This window comes from Saccharomonospora marina XMU15, assembly GCF_000244955.1.
Classification (GTDB): Bacteria; Actinomycetota; Actinomycetes; order Mycobacteriales; family Pseudonocardiaceae; genus Saccharomonospora_A; species Saccharomonospora_A marina.
Map to the genome: position 1 here is coordinate 4,210,542 of NZ_CM001439.1, position 16,100 is coordinate 4,226,641.

Consider the following 16,100-nt stretch of genomic DNA (forward strand, 5'->3'; position numbering starts at 1 on the left):
GCGGCGGGGCGGCCGGTGGGCTCACGCCCAGAGCTGGCCGTCCAGCCGCTCGGCGGCCTCGTCGAGCGAACCGCTGTAGGCGCCGGTGGACAGGTACTTCCACCCGGCGTCGGCCACGACGAACGCCACGTCGGCCCGCTCGCCCCTTGCCATGGCCTTGTTCGCCACACCGAGCGCGGCGTGCACCACGGCGCCGGTGGAGATTCCCGCGAAGATCCCCTCGTGTTCCAGCAGCTCGCGAGTGCGGCGCAGCGCGTCGTAGGCGCCCACGGAGTACCTGCCGGAGAGCACATCGGGGTCGTACAGTTCGGGAACGAACCCTTCGTCCAGGTTGCGCAGTCCGTACACCAACTCGCCGTAGCGCGGCTCCGCCGCGATCACCTGCACATCCGGCTTGTTCTCCCGCAGGTAGCGGCCGACGCCCACCAGCGTGCCGGTGGTGCCGAGACCGCCGACGAAGTGGGTCAGCGTCGGCAGGTCCTTCAGCAACTCCGGGCCGGTGCCCCGATAGTGGGAGTCGGGGTTGGCCGGGTTGCCGTACTGGTAGAGCATGACCCAGTCCGGGTTGCTCTTGGCCAACTCCTTGGCCCTGCGCACGGCCTCGTTCGACCCGCCCGCGGCGGGCGAGTACACGATGCGGGCGCCGTAGGCCTGCAGCAGTTGCGTTCGCTCGGCCGAGGTGTTCTCCGGCATCACGCACACCAGGCCGTAGCCCTTGAGCTTGGCGGCCATCGCCAGCGATATGCCGGTGTTGCCCGAGGTGGGCTCGAGAATCGTCGCTCCGGGGCGCAGACTGCCGTCACGCTCGGCGGCCTCGATCATCGCCAGCGCGGGCCTGTCCTTGATCGAGCCGGTGGGGTTGCGATCCTCCAGCTTCGCCCACAGCCGCACGTCGGCCGAAGGGGACAGCCTGGGCAGGCCGACGAGCGGCGTGCCGCCGAGCGCGTCCAGCAGGGACTCGTACCGAGCCATTGTCAGCGCCTATCGTCTCGGGTTCGCGCCGACGACGTCAGCGCGCCCCGCCCGCCACGGCAGGCAGGATGGTCACGGTGTCGCCGTCGGAGACTTCCGCGTCGAGCCCGCCCGCGAAGCGCACGTCCTCGTCGTTGACGTAAACGTTGACGAAACGGTGCAGCTTCTCGTCCTTGACCAGGCGCTCCTTGAGGCCGCCGTGCTTGGCCTCCAGGTCGTCGATCACCTCCGCCACCGTCTTGCCCGACGCCTCGACGGACTTCTCGCCGCCGGTGTGCGTACGCAGGATGGTGGGGATGGAGACGGTCACGGGCATGGGTTACCTCCACTCGGATCTACGACAGGATGAGACGTTCGGGTGGGCCACGGTATTCCCACCGGTAGCTCAGGCGTCGGGTACGTCGTCGCTGCCGGTGTTGGCGAACATGTACGACTCGACGACCTCGACCGGCTCCTCGGTCACCTCGCCGTCCACGATGCGGTACGAGCGCAGCTCGTAGTCCTCGGGGTCGCGGGTCGAGACCAGCACGTAGTGCGCGAACGGCTCCTGCGCCAACTTGATGTCGGTGCGCGAGGGGTAGGCCTCGGTGGCGGTGTGCGAGTGGTAGATCACGACGGGCTTCTCGTCGTTCGCGTCCATCTCGCGGTAGAGCCTGAGCAGGTCGCCGGAGTCGAACTCGTAGAACGTGGGCGAGCGGGCGGCGTTGACCATGGGCACGAAGCGCTCTGGCCGGTCGGTTCCGTCGTCAGGGCCCGCGATGACGCCGCACGCCTCGTCCGGATGATCTCGGCGGGCATGAGCGACGATCGCGTCCACGAGGTCACGGCGGATCCGAAGCACGATAGACATCTTACGTGTTGGACAGCTCACGTTCACACCGTGAGACGAACCACTCGATGGCGGCGTCACGGTCGCGCGTCGAACACCTCGGGCCACACGTCACGGTAGGCGGCGAGACCGGGAACCGACGCCGCGGCCAGCACGCCGTGCACCATCGCGCGGGCGAACACCCGCGCCGCGGCCGCGGCCAGCCGGTCGAGCACGGCGGCCCTACCCACGTCCCCGATGGGGCCCTGCCGCACCGGCAACTCCCGAGCCCCGGTCGCCAGTGCGAACACGGTGTCGCCGTCGAACATCGTGTGCGCCGGTCGTACCACCCTGGCCAGCCCGTCCTGCGCGGCGACCGCGAGACGGCGGCACTGCGCCTTGGACAGGTCCGCGTCGACGGCCACCACGCCGATCGTGGTGTTGAGGTCGGTGCCACCGGCCTCGGTCTCTGCGGGCCTGCCCGGCCAGGACGGCACGCCGAACTCCCCGGCGACCTCGTGGTCGGCGGCGTAGGGCTCACCGCTGTCGAGGCGCACCGCCTCGCCGGAGGCGTTGACCACGGCCAGCGCGCCCACGACGAACTCGTCCACCCGCTCGCTCGCGGTGCCGATCCCGCCTTTGAGTGAGCCCACCTGCGCGCCGGTTCCGGCGCCGACCGTGCCCTGCGCGACAGGGCCACCGGCAGAGGCCTCGCAGGCGGCGTAGCCGAACGAGGCGTCCGGGGTGTTGCCCCAGTCGCTGCGTGGCAGGTCGAAGATCACCGCGGCCGGGACGATCGGCACGACCTCGTGCGGCTGCGAGCCGACGGGGAAGCCGAGGTTGCGCTCACCGAGCCAGCGCACGACCCCGTCGGCCGCGGCCAGCCCGTACGCGCTGCCGCCGGAGAAGCAGATGGCGTTGACCCGCTGCACCAGGTTCTCCGGCTCCAGCAGGTTGGTCTCCCTCGTGCCGGGAGCCCCGCCGCGCTGGTCCACAGCGCCGACCGCGCCGTCGGGCACCAGTACCACGGTCGTGCCGGTGGCCCAGCCCGTCTCGAGCCGCTCGTGGTGCCCCACCAGCACACCAGGCACATCGGTGATGGCGTTGCCGGTGCCTGCACCGACCGTTTCGGAGTCGTTGCTCGACATCATTCGGCCAGCGCCTGGACGAGGCTTTCCTGCACCCAGGTCAACCAGTGGTAAACGCCCAGATGCGGCGAGCGGGGGTCCTCCTCGGGAAGCTCGTCGGGCATGTCCTCGGTGACGTCCAGCGCCGTGCCGAGCGCGATGCGGACGTCGTTGAGGGCGGACAGCCACGCGTCTGCCTGCTCCGGGCTCAGCCGTACCTCGCCGCCATCGGGCGGCAGGGTTTGCATCACCACGGCCGCGACACCCACCTTGGCCTCCAGCACCTCGGGTTCGTGCAGCGAGCGAAGCGCGGCGGCGGAGTCGAGTTCCTCCTTGCTCGGGTTGTCCGGGTCCAGCCGGTGGAAGTCCGGCAACAACCGCCCGAGCACGGGGTCGTCCGGCCCCTCGGACGGCCCGGTGCGGATACCGGTGAGCTCGGACAACTCGTCCTGCGGTGCCTCCTCCGCTCGGGCCCGCAACATGTCCTCGACCTGGCTGACCAGGCCACGCACGACCGCGGCCTCCTGCTGCTCGAACCCGGCGAGCACGTTGTCGCCCTTGCGGCGCCAGCCCCTCACGGCTGTTCCATGGTTGCCCACAGGCCGGCCGCGTGGAGTTTCGCGACGTCGCCTTCGACCTTTTCCTTGCTGCCCGAGGACACGACCGCCCTTCCCTTGTGGTGAACGTCGAGCATGAGCTTGGTGGCGTGATCTCTGCTGTACCCGAAGATTTTCTGGAACACGTAGGTCACGTACGACATCAGGTTCACCGGGTCGTTCCAGACGATGGTCTGCCACGGTCTGTCCTCGGAACCCTGATCCGCACCGAGAGTCTGTTCGGCCTCGACAGGCGTGGTCATGACTCCATGGTGTCACGGTGTCGACAGGGAGTGCGCCACCAGGTCTGGCCGTACGAGTGAATAGGCTTCCGCTATGTCCACCTCGGCGAGCGACACCAGCACCGCGCTGTTCACCGACCACTACGAACTCACCATGTTGGGTAGCGCGCTGAGCGACGGAACGGGTGAACGTGACTGCGTGTTCGAGGTGTTCGCGCGCAGGCTGCCCTCGGGGCGGCGCTACGGCGTGGTCGCAGGCACGGCGCGCGTGCTGGACGCGATCGCCGACTTCCGGTTCACCGAAGCGGAACTGGAACAACTGCGGGCGACGGCCGTCGTCGACGCCGAGACCCTCGACTGGCTCTCGGGGTACCGGTTCACCGGTGATGTGGACGGCTACCCGGAGGGGGAGCTCTACTTTCCTGGTTCGCCGATCCTCACCGTGCGCGGCAGTTTCGCCGAATGTGTGCTGCTGGAGACGATCGCGCTGTCGATCCTGAACCACGACAGCGCGGTCGCCTCCGCCGCCGCCAGGATGTCCGGCGCCGCCAACGGCAGGCCGATCATCGAGATGGGCGGAAGGCGCACCCACGAGCAGGCGGCGGTCGCCGCGGCACGCGCGGCCTACCTCGGTGGCTTCGCCACCACCTCGAACCTGGAAGCCGGTCGCCGCTACGGGATCAGCACGCGAGGCACGGTCGCGCACGCGTTCATGCTGTTGCACGACACCGAGGAAGCCGCGTTCCGCGCGCAGGTGGAGAAACTGGGTGCGGACACGACGCTGCTGGTGGACACCTACGACATCACGGCGGGCATCGAAACGGCCGTGCGGGTGGCCGGGCCCGAACTGGGCGCGATCCGCATCGACTCCGGTGATGTCGGTGTGCTCGCGCGCAAGGCCAGGGAGCAACTCGACATGCTGGGCGCGAAGGACACGCGCATCGTGGTGTCGGGTGACCTCGACGAGCACGCGATCGCGGCGCTGCGTGCCGAACCGGTCGACGCCTACGGGGTGGGCACGTCGGTGGTCACCGGCTCGGGTGCGCCCACGGCCGGAATGGTGTACAAGCTGGTCGAGGTCGGCGGAAGGCCGGTCGCCAAGCGAAGCGAGCACAAGGCGTCGCGGGGCGGACGCAAGGCGGCACTGCGCAGGCACAAACCCACGGGCACCGCACTGGAGGAAGTCGTTTACCCGACCGCAAACCCGCCCCAGGTGGGTCCTTACGACCGTGATCTGCACATCCCGCTGCTTCGTGGTGGACAACCGGTACCGGATCTGCCCACCCTGGAGGACGGGAGGCAACGGTTGCGCCGCGCGCTGGTGAGCCTTCCGTGGGAAGGGCTCAAACTCTCCAGCGGCGATCCGGCGATACCCACCACCTTCACCTGATCCGACAACGCAACCGTCGATACCGGAGGACATCATGGCTACCGCGCTGATCGTCGTCGACGTGCAGAACGACTTCTGCGAGGGCGGCTCGCTGGCGGTGAGCGGGGGCGCCGCGGTCGCCGGTGACATCTCGCGGTACCTGCGCGAGGGTGACTACGACCATGTCGTGGCGACCAGGGACTACCACATCGATCCCGGCGAGCACTTCCACCACGAACCGGACTTCGTACGGTCGTGGCCGAGGCATTGCGAGGCAGGCACCGCGGGCGCGGCATTCCATCCCGAGCTGGACGTAGCGCCGATCAACGCGGTGTTCTCCAAGGGCCAGTACAGCCACGGCTACTCCGGTTTCGAGGGCGAGACCGAGGGCGGAGTGCGGCTGGCCGACTGGCTTTCCGAACGCGATGTCACCGATGTGGACGTCGTCGGGATCGCCACCGATCACTGTGTCCGGGCCACCGCTCTGGACGCCGCGAAAGCCGGTTTCCGGGTGCGCGTGCTCGCCGACCTGACGGCAGGCGTTTCGCGTTCCACTGTGGACTCGGCGCTGGCGCAGCTGCGGGACGGCGGGGTCACCGTGACCGGAGCACCGAGGGTGGCTTCGTGACACGTCGCGGGCTGGTGACCTTCGGCGAGAGCCTCGCGGTGTTCAGCACCCAGTCGGGCAAGCTTCGGCATGCCGGCAGCGTCGACGTCGGCATCGCGGGGTCGGAGGCGATCGTCGCGATCGGAGTCGCGAGGCTCGGTGTCCCCGCGTCGTGGGCGGGCAGGGTCGGCGCCGACGAGCCCGGCGCGCTGGTGCTGCTGCGGTTGCGGGACGAGGGTGTGGACACCTCGGCGGCCATGACCGACCAGCACGCACCGACCGGGCTGATGCTCAAGGACTTCCGCACCACCGACGCGACACGCTGCGCCTACTACCGCAACGGCAGCGCGGGAACGCGGTTGTGCCCCGAGGACATTCCCGAGGACCGCATCCGGCAGGCGGGCGTGCTGCACCTGAGCGGGCTGACGCCGAGCCTGTCGGACACGGCCGCGAAGGCCGTGCTCGCGGCCGTCGAGGTGGCGCGCGAGGAAGGCGTTCCGGTGTCGTTCGACGTGAACTACCGCAACGCGCTGTGGGAACCGCAGGAGGCCACCGGCGTGCTGCTGGACCTGGTGAGCAGAGCCGACATCGTGTTCGCGAGCGTCGACGAGGCAGCGCCGCTCGGGTTCACCGGTGAGCCGGTGCGGCCGGAGCAGCTGCTGGCCTACCTCGCCGAACTCGGCCCGGAGCAGGTGATCGTGAAGCTGGGCCCGCGCGGCGCGCTCGCCGAACTACACGGCTGCCGCTACGACGTGCCCACCTACCCGGTTCGTGCGATCGATTCCGAGGGCGCCGACGACGCCTTCGTCGCGGGCTACCTCGCCGACTTCCTCGCGGGCGCCCCACCCGATCGCCGGGTACGCACAGCCGCCGCGTGCCGTGCGTTCGCGGTGTCGGTGCACGGTGACTGGGAGGGGCTGCCCGACCGCGAGGAGTTGAAGCAGCTCGCTCGCGCCCGCTGACCCGCCGCGTGGCGGGTCAGCGGGGCTCCACGACACCGCACCGCCGTGGCGTTCCGCGGGCCCGGTCAGGCGCCGCGCAGCATGCGCAGGTCTGCCAGCAGCAGCGCTTGCCGTTCGGGCGGGAACGCCGCGGCGCGAACCGCGTGCTCGGCGAGCCGCCACCTGCCCGCGTCGAGATGGCGCAGGATGGTCGCGACGTCGTGGGTGGCGATGTCGGCTTCGGCGACGAGCACCCTGACGCCGGTGACGTCCACAACCACCTCGAAAAACGTGCTCGTCTCGGCCGTGCCGCCCGGCCCGGTCGCCACGGCGGACAGCTTGTGTACCCCGGCGGCGAGCTCTCGCGGGTCGAGCGTGGCCCCGGGGTCGATGGGCTCGCCGTCGAGTGTCACCGTCACCTCGTCGGCGTCCCTGGCGCTGACAGCAGGCGTCAGCCGCTCGTACCGGTGCAGCCGCGCCCCTTCGCCGGGGGCGGTGATCGCGACGGTCGGCGCGGCCGCGGGTTCGGCGCGGGCTGCCCGCCGCCAACCGGAGTGCTCCCCCGCCCTGTTGGTGATGATGCCGTCGACGCCGAGTTCGGCCAGCCGCGACCAGCGCGCGGCGTCGTCGACCGTGTAGGGCATGACCGCGATCCCGGCGTCGTTGAGTCGCTCGACCACCTCCGGACGTGCCAGCAGCGCGTCGGCCGAGGGGTTGTAGGACACCACGCCCAGCTCCTTTGCCGTGGCTACCGGGTCGGCGTCCAGGCCGCCACGCAGCAGCCCGAGCCGGATTCGCGGTGCCAGCTCCCGCGTGTCTCGCAGCACCCGCACGTCGAAGCTCTGCAACAGCACCTGCTCTGCCATGCCGCGTCGCAGCACCTCGGACACGATGGCCTCGGTCTGCGCGCTCGTGCGCGGTGCCTTGACCTCGAGCAGCAGCGTGGAGCCGGTGTTTCGCACCAAGTCGAGTACCTGACCGAGGGTGGGCACCCGCTGGCCCGCGTAGGCGGGTGAGAACCACGAGCCCGCGTCGAGCCCTGTGACGTACTCGGCGGTCAGCGCGGACACCGCGCCGGAGCCGTTCGTGGTGCGGTCGACCGTCGAGTCGTGCAGCACCACCGGCACGCCGTCGGCGGTGGTGTGCGCGTCGATCTCGACGTATTCGGCGCCCGCGCGGATTCCGGCAGTGACGGCGGCGAGCGTGTTCTCCGGCGCCACGGCCGAGTAGCCGCGGTGGGCGATCGTCACCGGCAGTGCCCCGTCAGGCCTGGTGATGGGCGGCGGTGGCAATTCGGTTACCCGCACGTCGTCCACGCTGATCCTGGCGCCGTCGGCCACGATGCCGAGCACCCCGGTGTCGGTGCGGGGCAGCCGGTTGGTGGTGAGTACCGGCTCGCCGTCGAAGGTCCAGGTCGCGTTGCTGCCGTGTACCTCGACGGACATGCGGATGTCGCGGCCCGTGCCCGCGTCGTGCGGTGCGGAAGCGGTGTCGGTGACGTTCCAGGTGTTGTTGGCCGTTCGTACGGCGAACTCGATGCCGTTGCTCGCCGTCGACCGCGAACGCATGATCGCCTGGCTCCACGGCGCCGAACCCGAAGGGTCGATGTCGAGCACGATGCCCGCCCAGCGGCTGGCGTTGTTCACACTCTCGAAGCTAACCGTCGCCTCGACGCGGAAGTCCCGTAACCGGGAGCCGAAGGTGATGCGGGACAGCGCACTCGGTTCGGTTGTGGTGAGTCGACCGTCGTACACCCGCCACGATCCCGCTACCGGGTTCCAGCCCTGCGGCAGCGTCTCGCCGTCGAAGGACTCGTCCACGACCACACCGACGGGTCCTTCGGCACCACCGGGCTCGGCCGTCGCGAGACCGGGGAGCGCGGGCCCTGCGGCGGCACCGGCAGCGAGCAGGGCGGCGAGCAGGGCAGCGGGGAAGCGTCTCATCGGGCGAACGCTAGGCACGCGGACTGACGTGCTGGTGAGGCACGAATGGACCTTTCGTGAGCAATCGGCGACGGGTAGGGGCGCGGCCGGGCCCGGCATCGTGGGGGTGGGCGGGTAACGTCTGTTTCGTGCCAGCAGACAAATCCGTCCGCTCCGCACCGCCTGGGGTTCGCGAGCTGCTCGCCCACGCCGTGAAAGCCGTGGGTGGCGCCGAGCGCGACGGCCAGGTGCGCATGGCGGAGGCCGTCGCGGAGGCCATCCGCACCGGCGAACACCTCGCCGTGCAGGCGGGCACGGGAACGGGCAAGTCGCTGGCCTACCTGGTGCCCGCCATCAGGCACGCGGTGGAACGCGACTCCACCGTCGTGGTTTCCACTGCCACGATCGCGCTGCAGCGCCAACTCGTGGACCGCGACCTGCCCCGCCTCGCCGACGCGCTGGCCGAGCCGCTCGGCCGCGCGCCGACCTTCGCGATCCTCAAGGGCAGGCGCAACTACCTGTGCCTGCACCGGGTTCACACCGGCGCTCCGGAGGAGCCGGAGGACACCGCCCTGTTCGACGCCTTCACCGTCTCCAGGATCGGCAGGGAGGTGAAGCGGCTGCACGAGTGGTCGTCCGACACCGAAACCGGTGACCGGGACGAACTCGTGCCCGGCGTGTCCGAGCGGGCGTGGCGGCAGGTGTCGGTCACGGCGAAGGAATGCCTCGGCGTCGCCCGCTGCCCGGTGGGCACGGACTGCTTCGCCGAACGCGCCCGTGCCGAAGCGGGCCGCGCCGATGTGGTGGTGACCAACCACGCTCTGCTCGCAATCAACGCACTGCAGGAACACCAGGTGCTTCCCGAGCACGAGGTGACGATCGTCGACGAGGCACACGAACTCGTCGACAGGGTGACCTCGGCGGCCACGGCCGAACTGACCCCCGCGATGCTGTCCACCGCCGCGCGGCGCTGCGGCAGGCTGATCGACGCCGCCGTCGCCGACCGGTTGCTGGAGTGCGCCGACGGGCTGTCCCTCGTGCTGGACGACCTGCCACCAGGCCGGATCGACCGGCTGCCCACCGCCGTAGGCGGCGCGGTGGCCGCCGCCCGCGACGCGGCGCGGGCGTGCCTCACCGCGCTCGGTCCCGACCACAAGGAGGACGTCGAGGGCGCCACAGCCCGCAAGCTCACCCGCTCGCTGCTCGACGAGGTGCACGACACGGCCGTGCGGCTGCTGGAGTCGTTCGAGGACGAACAGGCCGACCGCTTCGACGTGGTATGGCGCTCAGGTGATTCGTTCTCGGCCTCACCGCGGCCGCCCGCACTGCACGTCGCTCCGCTGACCGTGGCGGGGCTGCTGCGCGACCGGGTGTTCGCCAGCAGTACCACCGTGCTCACCTCGGCCACGCTGGCGCTCGGCGGTAGTTTCGACACCCTGGCCCGGCAGTGGGGGCTGCCGCCGTCTCCAGCGCGCGCGACCGAAGTCGCGGGCACGGCCACCGGCAAGACGCCACCCAGCGACGATTCCGGTCCCACCTGGACCGGCCTTGACGTGGGTTCGCCGTTCGACTACCGGCGCAACGGCATCCTCTACGTCGCCAAGCAGCTACCCGCGCCGGGCCGGGACGGGCTCGGCGCCGCGACCCTGGACGAACTGGCCGAACTGATCGACGCGGCAGGCGGGCGCACGCTGGGACTGTTCTCCTCCATGCGGGCCGCCAAACAGGCGGCCGAGGCGCTGCGCGACCGTGTGCGGTACCCCATCCTGTGCCAGGGCGAGGACGCCACGGCGCTACTGGTCGGCAAGTTCGCCGACGACGTGCGCACCTGCCTGTTCGGCACGCTTTCGCTGTGGCAGGGGGTGGACGTGCCCGGGCCGTCGCTTCAGTTGGTCGTGGTCGACCGGCTGCCGTTCCCGCGCCCTGACGACCCGGTGTCGTCGGCGCGGCAGCGAGCGGTGGACGCGCGCGGCGGCAACGGGTTCCTCACCGTGGCCGCGACGCACGCGGCGCTGCTGCTCGCGCAGGGTGCGGGGCGGCTGCACCGCAGCGGCACCGACAGGGGTGTGGTGGCCGTGCTCGACCCCAGGCTGGCCACCGCCCGCTACGGGGGTTTCCTGCGCGCGTCGCTGCCGCCGCTGTGGCCCACCCACGACCCGCGAGTCGTTCGCGACGCGCTGCGCAGACTCGACGCCGCCGCCCCGGACTGAGCCCGACCACGGCGGCCACTACGGTGAACGCCATTGCCGATCCCGAGGGAGAAATTGTTGGCCCCCGACTCATCCAGCGCCAAGTCGCGCTCGGTCAGCGTCGACGACACCGGAGTACGCCGTGTGCTCGCCGACGGCAGCGAGGAATCGATCACCTGGGACCAGCTGTCCGCGGTGGTCGTGCGGGTCATCCCGGAAGGCCCGTGGCGCGAAGACGTCTTCCTGATGCTGGCCGCCGCCGACGGCACCGGAACCGCGGTGCCGAGCGGTGACCCGGCCGCCGACGCGCTGATCGAGCGGTTGCAGACGCTGCCGGGATTCGACCACGACAAGTTCGTGGAAGCGATGACCACCGACGCCGACGAGGCCTACGTGGTGTGGAAGGCCTCCTGACCCGCGAGTCCCCCGCTCTCGCCCGCGAGTCCCCCGTTCAGACCCGCGAGTGCTGCGTTCGTGCCCGCGAGTGCTGCGTTCCGGGAGGGACGGGTCAGCGGCTGTGAGCGGCCGTCTCGGCGGCTCGCCAGTGGGCCAGCACGGTGATCGTGCCGGGCGCGATCTCGGTGAATCCGGCATCCCGCACGGCCACCACCCGCTGTTCCAGCCAGCCTCGCTCGGGATCGCGGGGACGCCAGGCCGCCCACTCGGCGACCGTGGCCACGCGCACCGCGCACCGGTATCCCCACTCCTGCCACCGCTTCGACTCGGCCTCGCCGAGCAGCGCCGCCAGCAGCATCGTGCCGTGACCGACCTGGGCCGCGGCCTTGCCGACGGTCATCGTGACCTCGGGATTGAGCAGCAGCAGCGGCACATCCGCCGGTGGCGGTCCCGGCTCGTCCTGCGGCAGGTCACTACCGGAAACCTGCAACCGCGAGACCTCCCTCGGCAGGTCGCTCACCCGGCACGGCAACAGGGCGCGCGCCTGCGCGCCCGCCACGTCGACGGTGATGCCCGGCAGTTCCTGCACCGCCCGCCAGTGCGCTCCCCGCGCCCGCCGCGCGACCTTGCGAATGTGGCCGGAAATCCAGCTGTGCACCGCATCGTGCCACTCACCACCCTCGCGCGAGCGCTCGTCGAGGCAGACCGCCAGCGCGGCCGTAGCCGCGGCCTCCAGCAGCGGGGTCCGCGACGGCGGTTCGGACTTCTCCATCCGCAACACCACCGGCATCGCCCGCACCTGTTCGGCAGCCTCGGGCACCGCGGTCTGCTCGGCGGGAAGGCGAAGCCACCACGCGTACCGTGCCGCCAGCGGCGCGAGCACCGACGTCACGGCCGCAGCAGTGGCATGCCGTCGGCCGCGTCCGCCGCTTCCACCTCGGCACGCGTGACACCGAGCAGGAACAGCACAGCGTCGAGGTAGGGGTAGGACAGTGCGGCATCGGCCACTTCCCGCAGCGCGGGCTTGGCGTTGAACGCGATGCCCATCCCGGCGGCGGAGAGCATGTCGATGTCGTTGGCTCCGTCACCGACCGCCACGCACTGCTCGATGGGGATTCCGTAGCCGCTCGCGAATCGCCGCAACGCGGCGGCCTTCCCCGGTCTGTCGACGATCTCTCCGACGACCCTGCCGGTGAGCTTGCCGTCGACGACCTCGAGGTCGTTGGCGACGGCGAAGTCCAGCCCGAGGTCGCTCACCAGCCGGTCGATGATGCGGGTGAATCCACCCGACACCACACCGCAACGGAAGCCGAGTCGTTTCAGCGTCCGCACCGTCGTCCTCGCGCCCGGAGTCAGCTCGATCGCGTCTGCGACCTCGTCCAGCACCGTCTCCGGAAGCCCTTCCAGCAGCGCGACCCTTCGCCGCAGCGACTCCGTGAAGTTCAACTCACCGCGCATGGCCGCCTCGGTGATGTCGCACACCTGCTGCTCCACGCCGACGTAGGCGGCCAGCATCTCGATGACCTCGCCCTGGATGAGAGTGGAGTCCACATCGAACACGACGAGCCGCTTCGCCCTGCGGGCAAGGCCGGAACGCTCGATCGACACGTCGAGCCCGCCGCGGGAGGGCACGTCGGCGAGTATCGAACGCAGTTCGGCGTCGGCCTCGTCGGTGTCGTGCGCCACCGACACGTGGACCTCGAGCCCGGTCACCGGATAGTCGGCCACACTGCGGATGGAGTCGATGTTGGCGCCCGCCGCGGCCAGCCTGCGGGCGACCTCGGTGAACGCCCGAGCCGTCACCGGCCTGCCGAGCAGCACCAACACGTGGGTGGAACCTCGACGCCCCGGCGCGAACGGGTCGGTGCCGATGGCCTCACCGATGCGCACGTCGACGTTCATCGACACCGCGGCCATGGCCTGCTCGACCGCTTCCTGCAGCGCCTCGGCATCATCGTCCACGGCAACCAGCACACCGAGCACCAACTGGCCCCGGATGACCACTTGCTCGATGTCCAGCACCTCGACGCCCTGCCGGGCCAGTGCCGCGAACAGCACCGAGGACACTCCGGGCTTGTCCGGCCCGGTCGTGGTGATCAGGACGGGCGTCGAGTTCACCGTGGCTCCCGGGCGAGTGGTAGCCCTGACGTGCCGGTCACCGTTCGCTCGCGTTGTCCTCGTCGTGCCGGCCGGGAACGACGGCCTTGGTGAGTACCTGCGACGGCGCGTCCTTCGCGTCGCCGTGGGCGAGCGTCTTCCCGGTGAAGGTGATGTGGCCCTCGCCGCGGATCCGCTCCACCATGTGCGGGTAGTGCAGTTCGAACGCGGGACGCTCCGAGCGGATGCGCGGCAACTCGGTGAAGTTGTGCCTCGGCGGCGGGCAACTGGTGGCCCACTCCAGCGAGTTTCCGTAGCCCCACGGGTCGTCCACGGTCACGATCTCGCCGTAGCGGTAGCTCTTGAAGATGTTCCAGATGAACGGCAGTGTCGAGGCGCCGAGGATGTAGGCACCGATGGTGGACACCGTGTTCAGCGTGGTGAAGCCGTCGCTGGCGAGGTAGTCGGCGTAACGACGCGGCATGCCCTCGTTGCCCAGCCAGTGCTGCACGAGGAACGTCAGGTGGAAGCCGATGAACGTGGTCCAGAAGTGCAGCTTGCCGAGCGGCTCGTCGAGCATCCGGCCGGTGATCTTCGGGAACCAGAAGTAGATGCCCGCGAAGGTGGCGAACACGATGGTGCCGTACAGCACGTAGTGGAAGTGCGCCACCACGAAGTAGCTGTCCGACACGTGGAAGTCCAGTGCGGGCGCGGCCAGCAGCACACCGGTCAGACCGCCGAAGAGGAAGGTTACGAGGAAGCCGAGCGAGAACAGCATCGGCGACTCGAAGCTCAACTGCCCCTTCCACATGGTGCCGATCCAGTTGAAGAACTTCACACCGGTGGGCACCGCGACGAGGAAGGTCATGAAGGCGAAGAACGGCAGCAGCACCGCGCCCGTGGCGTACATGTGGTGCGCCCACACCGCCAGCGACAGCGCCGCGATACCCAGCGTCGCCCAGACCAGACCCTTGTAGCCGAACAGCGGCTTGCGGCTGAACACCGGGAAGATCTCCGACACTATGCCGAAGAACGGCAGCGCCACGATGTAGACCTCGGGGTGGCCGAAGAACCAGAACAGGTGCTGCCACAGGATCACGCCGCCGTTGGCGGGGTCGAACACGTGCGCACCGAGGTGCCGGTCGGCGATCAACCCCAGCAGCGCCGCGGTGAGGATGGGGAACGCCAGCAGCACCAGGATGCTGGTCACCAGGATGTTCCAGGTGAAGATCGGCATCCGCCACATCGTCATGCCGGGCGCGCGCAGGCACACCACCGTGGTGATCATGTTGACGGCACCGAGGATGGTGCCGAGACCACCGACCACGAGGCCGGAGAGCCACAGGTCTGCGCCCGCGCCGGGCGAGTAGATCGCGCTGGACAGCGGGGTGTAGGCGAACCAGCCGAAGTCGGCTGCACCGCCCGGCGTCAAAAAGCCCGCCATCACGATGAGTCCGCCGAACAGGTACAGCCAGTAGGAGAACGCGTTCAGCCTCGGGAACGCCACGTCCGGCGAGCCGATCTGCAGCGGCAGGATGAAGTTGGCGAAACCGAACACGATCGGGGTCGCGTACAGCAGCAGCATCACCGTGCCGTGCATGGTGAACAGCTGGTTGTACTGCTCCTGGGACAAGAACTGCTGCCCTGGCTGGGCAAGCTCGGTTCGGATCAGCATCGCCATCGCGCCGCCGACCATGAAGAAGGCGAACGAGGTGACGAGGTACATGATGCCGATCTGCTTGTGGTCCGTCGTGCGGAACAACCGCAGCAGGTACGAACCCTTAGCCGACTCCCGCGTCGGGTATGGACGCGTCGCGATCGGCTGTGGGGCTACGGCCGTCACTCCTGCCTCCTGCACTCAAACCCCGCGATCGTTGCTCGCCACGGGCGGGGGACCCGCGTTGGCTAGTGGGATCGTAGCCCTCACCGTTTCGGGTGCCTGCGCCCGGCTGCGGAGATCACGTCCCCGGCATCTGCGCTGTTCACCGCGCCTTACCGCCCTTGAGCGCGAATTCGCAGGTCGCGGCTATGACGCCGGGAAGCGCCCGAAATCTCGACGTAACGTGCGTCACGCCGCTGAACAAGTCATTCGAGCCAGTCGAGGACGGCATCGCCGACCTGCTGCGGCGTCTCCAGCGGAGTGAGGTGGCCCGCACCCGGGATGACGACGAGTCGTGCCCGTGGCAGCGCATCAGCCAGGTCACCGGCGAGTGCGGGCGGGGTCAGCGAGTCCTGCTCCCCCACGATCACCAACGCGGGGACGTCGACGTCGCGCAACGCCTCGGTGGAGTCGGGTCGCGCGGCCATCGCACGCAGCGCCCACGCCACACCGGAGGGCTGCTGGCTTTCGATCAGTTCGCGAACGGTCGCCACCAGTTCGGGGCGGGTCGATCTGGCGTGTTCGCTGAGCAGCTTCGGCAGCATGTCGTCGGCGAGCCAGCCCTCGATGCCCTCGGACTCGGCGCGGTCGGCCACGGCGAGCCGCTCGGCTCTCGCCTGCTGGGTGTCGGCAGCCGCCCTGGTGTCGATGAACACCAGGGCGCCGACCCGTTCCGGTGCCCGACGCAGTACCGCCATCGTCACGTAGCCACCCATGGAGCAGCCGCCGAGCACGACCCTGTCCAGGCCGAGTTTGTCCAGCATCGCGACGACGTCGGCGGCCGCGTCATCGAGGCTGGGCTCGCGGTTGGTCGGCGGCAGCGGCGTTCGGCCGAGGCCACGCTGATCCGGGGTGATGAGCCGGGTTCGCGCAGCCAGCGACTCGCGTAGCGGGTTCCACATCCGCGCGTCCAACGGGTAGGCGTGCAGTAGCACCAGCGGGAGTTCGGGCATGG

16 protein-coding genes are annotated in these 16,100 nt (G+C 70.0%); 5 read left to right on the top strand and 11 right to left on the bottom strand.

Annotation, left to right across the window (positions count from 1 at the left end):
* Window positions 1-21: 21 nt before the first annotated feature.
* The 6 genes from SACMADRAFT_RS19890 to clpS all read right to left on the bottom strand — a co-directional run bounded on the left by SACMADRAFT_RS19890 (window position 22) and on the right by clpS (window position 3,766).
* A complete protein-coding gene (locus SACMADRAFT_RS19890; RefSeq protein WP_009155638.1) occupies window positions 22-972 on the bottom strand; it encodes a PLP-dependent cysteine synthase family protein in 951 nt (316 codons plus the stop codon).
* A gap of 37 nt (window positions 973-1,009) precedes the next feature.
* On the bottom strand, window positions 1,010-1,288 hold the full coding sequence (locus SACMADRAFT_RS19895; protein ID WP_009155639.1) for a ubiquitin-like small modifier protein 1: 279 nt from the start codon (window positions 1,286-1,288) through the stop codon (window positions 1,010-1,012).
* 69 nt (window positions 1,289-1,357) lie between these two features.
* A complete protein-coding gene (locus tag SACMADRAFT_RS19900) occupies window positions 1,358-1,822 on the bottom strand; it encodes a Mov34/MPN/PAD-1 family protein (protein ID WP_009155640.1) in 465 nt (154 codons plus the stop codon).
* Window positions 1,823-1,878: 56 nt separating this feature from the next.
* Window positions 1,879-2,931, bottom strand: coding sequence for a P1 family peptidase (locus SACMADRAFT_RS19905; protein WP_009155641.1), 1,053 nt, complete (start codon window positions 2,929-2,931; stop codon window positions 1,879-1,881).
* Complete coding sequence (locus SACMADRAFT_RS19910) at window positions 2,928-3,485, bottom strand: DUF2017 domain-containing protein (RefSeq protein ID WP_009155642.1); 558 nt, start codon at window positions 3,483-3,485, stop codon at window positions 2,928-2,930. Before SACMADRAFT_RS19910 ends, SACMADRAFT_RS19905 begins: the two co-directional genes overlap by 4 nt.
* Entirely contained in the window at window positions 3,482-3,766 is a 285-nt protein-coding gene (gene clpS / locus SACMADRAFT_RS19915; protein ID WP_009155643.1) for an ATP-dependent Clp protease adapter ClpS, read from the bottom strand. The genes SACMADRAFT_RS19910 and clpS overlap by 4 nt, the downstream gene beginning before the upstream one ends.
* Before the next feature lie 73 nt (window positions 3,767-3,839).
* Here clpS and SACMADRAFT_RS19920 point away from each other — a divergent pair, with 73 nt between their 5' ends.
* From SACMADRAFT_RS19920 to SACMADRAFT_RS19930, 3 genes are read left to right on the top strand one after another with little or no spacing between them, the layout of a single operon-like run.
* Window positions 3,840-5,135, top strand: coding sequence for a nicotinate phosphoribosyltransferase (locus tag SACMADRAFT_RS19920; RefSeq protein WP_009155644.1), 1,296 nt, complete (start codon window positions 3,840-3,842; stop codon window positions 5,133-5,135).
* 34 nt (window positions 5,136-5,169) lie between these two features.
* Complete coding sequence (locus SACMADRAFT_RS19925) at window positions 5,170-5,742, top strand: nicotinamidase (RefSeq protein WP_009155645.1); 573 nt, start codon at window positions 5,170-5,172, stop codon at window positions 5,740-5,742.
* Window positions 5,739-6,683, top strand: a complete 945-nt coding sequence (locus SACMADRAFT_RS19930) for a sugar kinase (RefSeq protein ID WP_009155646.1) — start codon at window positions 5,739-5,741, stop codon at window positions 6,681-6,683. Before SACMADRAFT_RS19925 ends, SACMADRAFT_RS19930 begins: the two co-directional genes overlap by 4 nt.
* A 65-nt stretch (window positions 6,684-6,748) precedes the next feature.
* Here SACMADRAFT_RS19930 and SACMADRAFT_RS19935 read toward each other — a convergent pair whose 3' ends face one another.
* The gene (locus SACMADRAFT_RS19935) at window positions 6,749-8,605 is read right to left on the bottom strand and encodes a glycerophosphodiester phosphodiesterase (protein ID WP_009155647.1); all 1,857 of its coding nucleotides are present in this window, start codon (window positions 8,603-8,605) and stop codon (window positions 6,749-6,751) included.
* Between the two features lie 128 nt (window positions 8,606-8,733).
* Between SACMADRAFT_RS19935 and SACMADRAFT_RS19940 the strand changes: the two genes are divergently transcribed.
* Together SACMADRAFT_RS19940 and SACMADRAFT_RS19945 are read left to right on the top strand one after the other, a co-directional pair.
* Window positions 8,734-10,794, top strand: coding sequence for an ATP-dependent DNA helicase (locus SACMADRAFT_RS19940; protein ID WP_040925789.1), 2,061 nt, complete (start codon window positions 8,734-8,736; stop codon window positions 10,792-10,794).
* Window positions 10,795-10,851: 57 nt separating this feature from the next.
* Window positions 10,852-11,187, top strand: coding sequence for a hypothetical protein (locus tag SACMADRAFT_RS19945; protein ID WP_040926635.1), 336 nt, complete (start codon window positions 10,852-10,854; stop codon window positions 11,185-11,187).
* A 94-nt stretch (window positions 11,188-11,281) separates the two neighbouring features.
* Here the strand turns inward: SACMADRAFT_RS19945 and SACMADRAFT_RS19950 are convergent, their stop codons facing one another.
* The 4 genes from SACMADRAFT_RS19950 to SACMADRAFT_RS19965 all read right to left on the bottom strand — a co-directional run bounded on the left by SACMADRAFT_RS19950 (window position 11,282) and on the right by SACMADRAFT_RS19965 (window position 16,098).
* Window positions 11,282-12,061: a peptidyl-tRNA hydrolase gene (locus SACMADRAFT_RS19950; RefSeq protein WP_009155650.1), complete on the bottom strand. Its 780-nt coding sequence runs from the start codon at window positions 12,059-12,061 to the stop codon at window positions 11,282-11,284.
* Complete coding sequence (gene serB / locus SACMADRAFT_RS19955) at window positions 12,058-13,287, bottom strand: phosphoserine phosphatase SerB (protein ID WP_009155651.1); 1,230 nt, start codon at window positions 13,285-13,287, stop codon at window positions 12,058-12,060. The genes SACMADRAFT_RS19950 and serB overlap by 4 nt, the downstream gene beginning before the upstream one ends.
* Window positions 13,288-13,324: 37 nt before the next feature.
* The gene (gene ctaD, locus SACMADRAFT_RS19960) at window positions 13,325-15,109 is read right to left on the bottom strand and encodes an aa3-type cytochrome oxidase subunit I (RefSeq protein WP_009155652.1); all 1,785 of its coding nucleotides are present in this window, start codon (window positions 15,107-15,109) and stop codon (window positions 13,325-13,327) included.
* 242 nt (window positions 15,110-15,351) lie between these two features.
* Window positions 15,352-16,098 (bottom strand): alpha/beta fold hydrolase, encoded by a 747-nt coding sequence (locus tag SACMADRAFT_RS19965; RefSeq protein ID WP_009155653.1) that lies wholly within the window; start codon window positions 16,096-16,098, stop codon window positions 15,352-15,354.
* Between the last annotated feature and the right edge of the window lie 2 nt (window positions 16,099-16,100).